We start from the raw sequence: 7888 nt of genomic DNA, 5'->3' as shown, positions 1-7888 counted from the left end.
CGTGTCACAGGCGTCGGCCCCTCCGCATCCGCTTCGCCGCCTCAGCCGGGCCAGCTGCCCGTCAGCCGGCGGGCGGTCACCGCGCCGGAACGCTCTATCGCCGCCTTGACCACGGCGAAGATCGCGCCCTGGATGGCAGCGGCGAGCAGGATCTCCTTCCAGCGGCGGTCCTCGTCCATGGCGTCGGGGGCGTCGCCCTCGCCCTCGACGGCCTTCCACACCTGCTTGAACGCCATGCCGGCGATCATGCCGCCCGCGGCGCCCAGGGCGAGCCCGACCGGCTTGTAGGCGATCTTGGCCGCGTTCACCGGCGGTGGCCCCGGCTACGGCGGACCAGCATGACTGCGGCGATCAGCACCCCGGCCGCGAACAGCGGGGTGCGGTGGGTGCGCGCCGCGGTCGCGGCCTGGCCCGCGGTCTCCCGCAGAGGTTCGGGCGCCTTCTCCGCCGCGTACTGTCCGGCCCTGGCCGCGCTGTCGCGTACCTGGGCGGCGGCCTGCGCCGTCTTCTCCAAGACGGGGTCGGGGGTGCGGTCCCGCAGCTTCCGGGCGACCTGGGCCGCCTTGTCGCGTACCTGGCCGGTGGCCAGAGCGGCCTTCTCCGCGGTCTGCTGCTTCACAGCGGCCGTCCTCTCCTTCGCATGCGCCTTGACGTCGGCCTTGGCGGCCAGCGCCTCGACGGTCATCCCCAGTTCGTCACGCGTGTTCTCGACCCGCCTGCGCAGGTCCTCGGGTGTGGGGTCCTCGTTGTCCGTCCGGTGTGTGTCGCTCATCGGTGTGCCTTTTCCTTGATCTCTGCCACATCGGCCTTGACGCTGTCGATGGTCTGCTCGGGCACGGGCGTCCCGGCCTCGTTGATCTGCCGCTTCCCCGCCAGTGCGGCGACGGCGGCCACGACCGCCAGCACCACCGTGACGACGAGAGCCGCCGCCCACACCGGCAGGACCGACGCGAGGGCGGCGATGCACGTCGCCACCAGGGCCTGAGCCGTGAGGAAACCCAGCAGGCCGGCAGCGCCGAAGAGGCCGCCGCCCTTGCCGTACCGCTTGCCCTTCCGGGTCATCTCCACCCGGGCGAGCTGCATCTCCTCCCGGACCAGCTCCGAGATCTGCTGCGAGGCACGCGAGACCAGCACGTTCACCGACTCGTCGGTGGCGCGGGCCTGACGCTCCATCGTGCTCATACGAGGTCACCTGGCCTTCTCTGATTGTCCGATTCGTGTGCCGCGCCCATCCGTCCGGCGCAGCGGTGCGTGTGTCGGTCCCGGCACGGCTACCCTGTGGCCGCCCGGATACCGCCCGGTTCATTCCTCCATCCGGCGACGGTCCTCGTCGCTCCAGGCACGGGTGTCGCGCGGGGCGACGTACGGCTCCTCGCCCTCGGGCAGTCCGCCGGCGATCGCGCGGCGGCGGGCCATCTCGGCGTCGAATTCGAGGCCGAGGAGGATCGCGAGGTTGGTGATCCAGAGCCATACGAGGAAGACGACGACGCCCGCGAGGGTGCCGTAGGTCTTGCTGTACGAGGCGAAGTTCGCGACGTAGAACGCGAAGCCGGCGGAGGCGGCGAGCCAGATGAGCAGGGCCAGGAGGCTGCCGGGGGTGATCCACCGGAAGCCGCGGCCCTTGGCATTCGGGGCCGCCCAGTACAGGAGCGCGATCATGACGATGACCAGGAGGACCAGGACCGGCCACTTGGCGATCGACCACACGGTCAGGGTGGTGCCGCCGATGCCGAGGGCGGTGCCGGCCTGCCGGGCGAGGGCGCCCGAGAAGACCACGATGAGCGCGCTGACGCAGGCGAGGACCATCAGGGTCGCGGTCAGGGCGAGGCGCAGCGGCAGGATCTTCCAGACCGGGCGGCCCTCGGGCAGGTCGTAGACGGCGTTCGAGGTGCGGATGAACGCCGCGATGTAGCCGGAGGCCGACCAGACGGCGACGGCGAGGCCGACGACCGCCATGACGGAACCGACGCCGGCGTTGCCCTGGAGCTGGTGCACGGCGTCGGTGATGATGTCGCGGGCGGAGCCGGGGGCCAGCTTGCGCAGGTTGTCCAGGACCCGCTGGGTGGCGGACTCCCCCGCGATGCCCAGCAGGGAGACCAGCACCAGCAGTGCGGGGAACAGCGACAGGACTCCGTAGTACGTGAGTGCGGCGGCCCGGTCGGCGAGCTCGTCGTCCTTGAACTCCCTCGCGGTGGAGCGCAGCACGGCGAGCCAGGACCGGCCGCTCAGGTCGCTGGGCTGGTCGGGCGCCCGTTCCTCGATGTCTTCCCCGGGGCCCACGTCCGGCGGCGGGCCGTCGCCGTCGTGCCGGTGTTCTTCCGTTCCGGTGCCGGGGTGCGGTGTCCGTGTCATACGGTGCGGTTTGCCCGCCCGGCGTGACTCATGTACGCGGCGGCCCGGTCCGGGGAAAGCCGTGCTCCCGGACCGGGCCCCCTGCCCGCGGTTCCGCCGCTATCCCGCGTACGTCTCGAACTCCGCGACCTTCGGCGCACCACTGGCGCCGGTGATCTCGAAGGTGATCTTGCGCAGCGAGGTGGCCGGGATGCTGATCGCGCCGGCTCCGCTGCCGGTCTTGAGGACAGCGCCGGTGTCGGCGTTCAGCAGCCGCCAGGAGCCGATGACGCCCTGGGCGCCCGCGGCCTCGCGGATGGCGACGGAGGAGACGGTGGTGGCGGAGCCCCACTTGACGGAGACGGAGCCGGTCGTGCCGGAGGGCGACCAGTAGGTGTTCAGGTCACCGTCGCGCACGTTGCCGTAGCTGGTGCCGCTCGCCTTGCTGGAGCCGTCCGCGCCCGCGCCGAGGCTGAGGTTGGTGCCGGTGGGCGTGGTCGGGTCGGTCGGGTCCGGCGTCGGGTCGGTCGGGTCCGGGGTGGGGTCGGTCGGGTCCGGCGTCGGGGTCGTGGTGGAGCAGTCGCCGTCCGAGACCTTGAGCCCCTTGCCGGCGCCCGCCGTGCTGGTCACGATGGCCGGCACGCAGGAGGAGTCGTCGAGGGTGTACGCGTACGGGATGCTGATCGAGGTGTTGGACTGCGGGTTCGGGCCGGCCGGGTGGTTCTCCTCGCCGGGCTCGGACCAGGTGATGTTGTCGAAGGTGTTGCCGCTGACCTGCCAGTACCCGGTGGTGTCGGTGTAGAAGGTGCCCAGGACGTCCTTGGAGTCCTTGAAGTAGTTGTTGTCCACCTTGGCGTGGGCGCCGGCCCGGGAGTTGATCCCGGACTTGTTCAGCTTCACGTAGTAGTTGTTGTAGATGTGGGCGGTCCCGCCGCGCAGCAGCGGTGTGCGGGAGTCGACGTTCTCGTACAGGTTGTGGTGGAACGTGACGTAGCCGTTGTCGAGCTGGGTCTCGCTGGACCCGATGAGGCCGCCCCGGCCGGAGTTGCGCAGGGTGCTGTACGACAGCGTCACGTACTGGGTGTTGTCCTTCATGTCGAAGAGGCCGTCGAACCCGTCGTCCTCGCCGCCGGACGCCTCCAGGGTGGCGTGGTCGACCCAGACGTTGCGGACGTCGCTCTCCATGCCGATGGCGTCGCCGCCGTTGGAGGTGGGCGAGCCGGACTTCTTGACGTTCTTGACGGTCACGTTCTGGATGATGATGTTGCTGGACTGGCGGATGTGGATGCCCAGTTGGTCGAAGACGGCCCCGCTGCCGACGCCGACGATGGTGACGTTGCTGATCTGCTTGAGCTCGATGACACCGTCCGCCGTGTTGCAGCTGTCGCCGGACACCTTGGCGGTGTTGGCGTGGTTGATGGTGCCCTCGACCTCGATGGTGATCGGGGTGCTGCTGCTGGCCCGGCCGCACAGGGCCTGGTGGATCTGGGTCCCGGTGGTGGCCCGTACGGTCTGCCCGCCCGCGCCGCCGGTGGTGCCGCCGTTCTGGCTCGCGTAGCCGGTGGCGCCGCCCGCGACGGCGGCGGATGCCTCGGGCATCGTCAGGACCGCTCCGGCAGCGGCCGCCAGGGCCATCGTGGACAGCGCCGCAGACAGTCTCAGTGCGACTGGTCGCCTCATGTTCGTTCCCATTCGTCGAAGAGAGATGGAAAGCGCTTTCTGGTTGGCGAGGATAGGGGCGCCACGACTTCGAGTACAAGGATGTGAACACTGAAAGACGACGCTTTCTTGATTTGGGCACGTCAACACCGGGGCGTTCCCGGTCCAATCGGACCGTAACGGCCGGGAGGCCCTCCCCCGGCCGGGCAACCGGCTGGACGAGGACCTCATGCAGGGACGGGCGCCGGGAGTTCGCCCACGCACGGACGGCTGCAGCACCGTTGCGAGGCCCCCCGCCGTCACCAGGGCGAAGGCGCTGCCGGCCCCGAGCACCAGCCCTCTCGCCCGCCGGGGCCCGAAGGAGGGCACACGGGCGGTCGCGGACCCGGGCGCGTCGGCCGCGTAGTACACGGTCACGACATCGCCCTCCGCGACGCCGGGTTGACGCCCGCGCTCCTCGAAGGCGACGGCCCGGCCGGTCTCCGTACGGAACTCCACGGTGGCGTGCGACAGGACGACCGGGACCCCTCGGCGTCCCGCGCCTCCTCCGTGCGCACTCCCGCGCACCGCGCCTCGGCGGCGCGCCCGGCCCTCGGCCGGGGGCCCTCCGGCTGCCGGTCGAGAGCCCGCGCGAAAGCCACGGCCCCGGCCGCGGCGATGACGAAGCAGACGGCGGCGAAGACCATGGCGCTCCCCGGGGGTCGGCGGGCCGGGGAGCGGCGCCACCGGGCCGCGGTGGACCGCCATGACCCTCCGGCCCCGACCCCGGACAAGGCCCCGGCGCTCCCGCTCCCACCCCGCGGGCGCGCCCGCACCGTGGAGAGAACGTGCGAATTTCCTACGCGGGGGTAGTGAGCGCGTGCCTCTTGCTATACCTTCCGTCTAACAGCTTGCTAGACGCAGCGTCTAACAAGCGAGGGCGGCGTCCGACGGCCGGCGTTCTCATCGGGCCGGTACACGATGAGGGCCGGACGGCGCCGGGGTCGATCTCTCGAGTCAAGGAGCCGCAGCATGGCAAGCAGCACCGTTCGGCCGGAGGACCAGGACCGGGCCGCCGAGCAGGACGTCGCCCGGCGCCTGCTCGATTCGTCCGCGAAGCTCTCGTACGACCCGGCCACCGAAGTGGACTGGAACACCCCCCTGGACACGGACCACCACGGCGCGAGCCCCGAGTGGAGCACGCTCTACGGCACCGCGTACTGGGGCGAGTTGACAGAGGATCAGCGCAAGGCGCTGACCCGCCAGGAGGCCGCGTCCGTCGCCAGCACCGGCATCTGGTTCGAGATGATCCTCCAGCAGATGGTGCTGCGCGACATGTACGCCAAGGACCCGACCGACCCGCGCTTCCAGTGGGCCCTGACCGAGGTCGCCGACGAGTGCCGGCACTCGATCATGTTCGCCCGGGGCGCGGCGAAGCTGGGCGCTCCGGCGTACCGGCCGCGCCGCCCGGTGCTCGAACTGGGCCGCGCCTTCAAGACCCTCGCCTTCGGCGAAGCGGCGTACGCGGCGATCCTCGTGGCGGAGGAGGTGCTCGACGTGATGCAGCGGGACTGGATGCGCGACGAGCGCGTCGCCCCGTTCGTCCGCACGATCAACAACATCCATGTGGTGGAGGAGTCCCGCCACATGAAGTTCGCCCGCGACGAGACCCGCAAGCGCCTGCGCGGCGCGGGCCCGGTGCGCCGCCACCTCAACGCGCTCGTCGTCGCCATCGCCTCGTACTACATCGTCACCAGCATGGTGAACCGGGACGTCTATGCGAACGCCGGCCTGGACGCCGCGCGGGCGCGGACCGAGGCGAGGACCAACGAGCACCACAAGTCCCTTATGCGGTCGAGCTGTTCGGGGCTGATGGAGTTCCTGGCCTCGGCCCGCCTCCTGACGAAGCCGGCCCTGTTCTTCTACAAGCGCGCCGACCTGATCTGACCCGAGCCGAGAGCCCGAGCCATGACCTACGCCATCACCCAGACCTGCTGCAACGACGCCACCTGCGTGGCCGTGTGCCCCGTCAACTGCATCCACCCGACGCCGGAGGAGCGGGACTTCGGGCGTACGGAGATGCTGTACGTCGACCCGGAGACCTGCATCGACTGCGGGGCGTGTGCCGACGCCTGCCCGGTGGACGCGATCTTCCCGGTGGACAGCCTCTTCGGGGCGCGCAAGGAGTACGCCGCCATCAACGCGGCCTACTACGCGGGCCGGGAGCCGGAGCCCGTCGCCGGTCCCAACTTCCATGCCTGGGGCGCCCCTTCGTTCTCGCGCAGCCTGCCGTCCGACTTCGCGCCGATCCGGGTCGCGATCGTCGGCACCGGCCCCGCCGGGATGTACGCGGCCGAGGACCTGCTGCTGCACACCAACGCCGAGGTGACCCTGATCGACCGGCTTCCGGTGGCCGGCGGGCTCGTCCGGTACGGCGTCGCGCCGGACCACCCGGGGACGAAGGGGGTCGGCGAGACCTTCGCGCGGTTCCACGACCACCCCAGGGTGCGGATGCACCTCAACGTCGAGGTCGGTACCCACCTCTCCGCCGAGGAGCTGGCCGCGCACCACGACGCGGTGATCTACGCGGTCGGGGCCGCCGCCGACCGCCGGCTCGCCGTCCCGGGCGAGGACCTGCCGTCGAGCATCACGGCGACCTCGTTCGTCGCCTGGTACAACGCGCACCCCGAGGTGGCGCCGGACACCGTGGACCTCTCCCGCGCCGAGCGGGTGGTCGTCGCGGGGAACGGCAACGTGGCGCTCGACGTCGCGCGCCTCCTCGTCGCGGACCCGGCGGGGCTCGCGGGCACCGACATCGCCGACCACGCGCTGGCCGCCCTGCGCGGCTCCGGGGTGCGCGAGGTCGTCCTGCTCGGGCGGCGCGGCCCACAGGACGCCGCCTGCACGTCGTCCGAACTGCTCGCGCTCAGGCACCTGCCGGGCGTGGAGCTGGTGGTGGACGACCACGATCCGCGCATCGGCCCGGCGATCGAGGATGCCGCGTCCGGCAGCGCGGCCGCCGTGCTGCGGGGGGTCCGCCGCGAGCGCGTGGACTGGTCGAACCCGCCCGCCGGGGGGCGGCGCATCGTGCTCCGCTTCCACTCGGCGCCCGTGGAGGTCACCGGCCGCGACGACGTCACGGGCATCCGGGTCACGGCGGACGGGGGCCAGTCCGCGATACCGGCGCAGCTGTTCCTGCGGGCCATCGGCTACTGGGGGCGGGCCCTTCCCGGGCTGCCCTTCGACGAGGCGAGCGGCACGGTGCCGCACGAGGGCGGGCGGGTGACGGGGATGCCCGGCACGTATGTCGTCGGCTGGATCAAGCGGGGGCCCTCCGGGGGCATCGGCGCCAACCGCACCTGCGCCGCCGAGACGGTGGGCACGCTGCTCGCGGACGCGGTCGCCGGTGCGCTGCCCTCCGCGGCCCACCCGGCCAAGGCGTTCGGCCGCCTGGTCCGGGGCCGCGCCCGCCAGGTGGTCGACGCCCGGGGCCAGGCCGCGATCGACCGGGCCGAGCGGGCCCGGGGCCGGGACGGTGGACGCCCCCGGGTGAAGTTCGGCACGGTCCCGGAGCTGGTCGCGGCGTCGACGGGGCGCTGCTGAGGGGCGCGTTGCCCGGGGCGTCCGTGCTCAGAACTCCTCCGGCTCCGGCGCCTGGGCCCTGGCCCTCCTGCCGACCACCGCCGCGGCGGCCGCCGCGCTGCCGGCAAAGGCCAGGGCGACCATCCACGGCTGGTTGAACGCGTGTCCGGTCGCGTGGTCCACGGAGTAGCGGCCGGGGCCGGTCAGGCCGATCGCGGCGGCGGTGAAGCCGAGGAACGCCGGGTACTCGTAGCCGCCGCCCTGCGCTCCTCGGCGGTGAAGCCGAGGAACGCCGGGTACTCGTAGCCGCCGCCCTGCGCGAAGAAGCCCGCGGGCG

Annotated in this window: 7 protein-coding genes and 1 pseudogene; 2 read left to right on the top strand and 6 right to left on the bottom strand. The window is 72.1% G+C overall.

The genetic code is table 11. The features are described from left to right. Positions 1-41 precede the first annotated feature (41 nt). The 5 genes from ACN6LM_RS37150 to ACN6LM_RS37130 form a co-directional block, all read right to left on the bottom strand. The gene (locus tag ACN6LM_RS37150; RefSeq protein WP_445069842.1) at positions 42-308 is read right to left on the bottom strand and encodes a DUF4235 domain-containing protein; all 267 of its coding nucleotides are present in this window, start codon (positions 306-308) and stop codon (positions 42-44) included. After that, the gene (locus tag ACN6LM_RS37145) at positions 305-772 is read right to left on the bottom strand and encodes a DUF3618 domain-containing protein (RefSeq protein WP_445069841.1); all 468 of its coding nucleotides are present in this window, start codon (positions 770-772) and stop codon (positions 305-307) included. The genes ACN6LM_RS37150 and ACN6LM_RS37145 overlap by 4 nt, the downstream gene beginning before the upstream one ends. Beyond that, positions 769-1182, bottom strand: coding sequence for a phage holin family protein (locus ACN6LM_RS37140; protein WP_445069840.1), 414 nt, complete (start codon positions 1180-1182; stop codon positions 769-771). Before ACN6LM_RS37140 ends, ACN6LM_RS37145 begins: the two co-directional genes overlap by 4 nt. A 120-nt stretch (positions 1183-1302) precedes the next feature. Further along, positions 1303-2352 (bottom strand): YihY/virulence factor BrkB family protein, encoded by a 1050-nt coding sequence (locus ACN6LM_RS37135; protein ID WP_445069839.1) that lies wholly within the window; start codon positions 2350-2352, stop codon positions 1303-1305. A gap of 99 nt (positions 2353-2451) precedes the next feature. Then, a complete protein-coding gene (locus tag ACN6LM_RS37130; RefSeq protein ID WP_445069838.1) occupies positions 2452-4011 on the bottom strand; it encodes a pectate lyase family protein in 1560 nt (519 codons plus the stop codon). Positions 4012-5001: 990 nt separating this feature from the next. Between ACN6LM_RS37130 and ACN6LM_RS37125 the strand changes: the two genes are divergently transcribed. Both ACN6LM_RS37125 and ACN6LM_RS37120 read left to right on the top strand, forming a co-directional pair. Further along, a complete protein-coding gene (locus ACN6LM_RS37125; RefSeq protein ID WP_445069837.1) occupies positions 5002-5916 on the top strand; it encodes an AurF N-oxygenase family protein in 915 nt (304 codons plus the stop codon). A gap of 21 nt (positions 5917-5937) precedes the next feature. After that, the gene (locus tag ACN6LM_RS37120) at positions 5938-7572 is read left to right on the top strand and encodes an FAD-dependent oxidoreductase (protein ID WP_445069836.1); all 1635 of its coding nucleotides are present in this window, start codon (positions 5938-5940) and stop codon (positions 7570-7572) included. Between the two features lie 27 nt (positions 7573-7599). Here ACN6LM_RS37120 and ACN6LM_RS37115 read toward each other — a convergent pair. Next, a pseudogene (locus tag ACN6LM_RS37115) lies at positions 7600-7888 on the bottom strand (hypothetical protein); the annotation flags it as partial.

Source organism: Streptomyces sp. SAS_281, assembly GCF_052542855.1.
The sequence above is the reverse complement of the archived record's forward strand: the minus strand, read 5'-3'. Positions and strand labels throughout refer to the sequence as shown.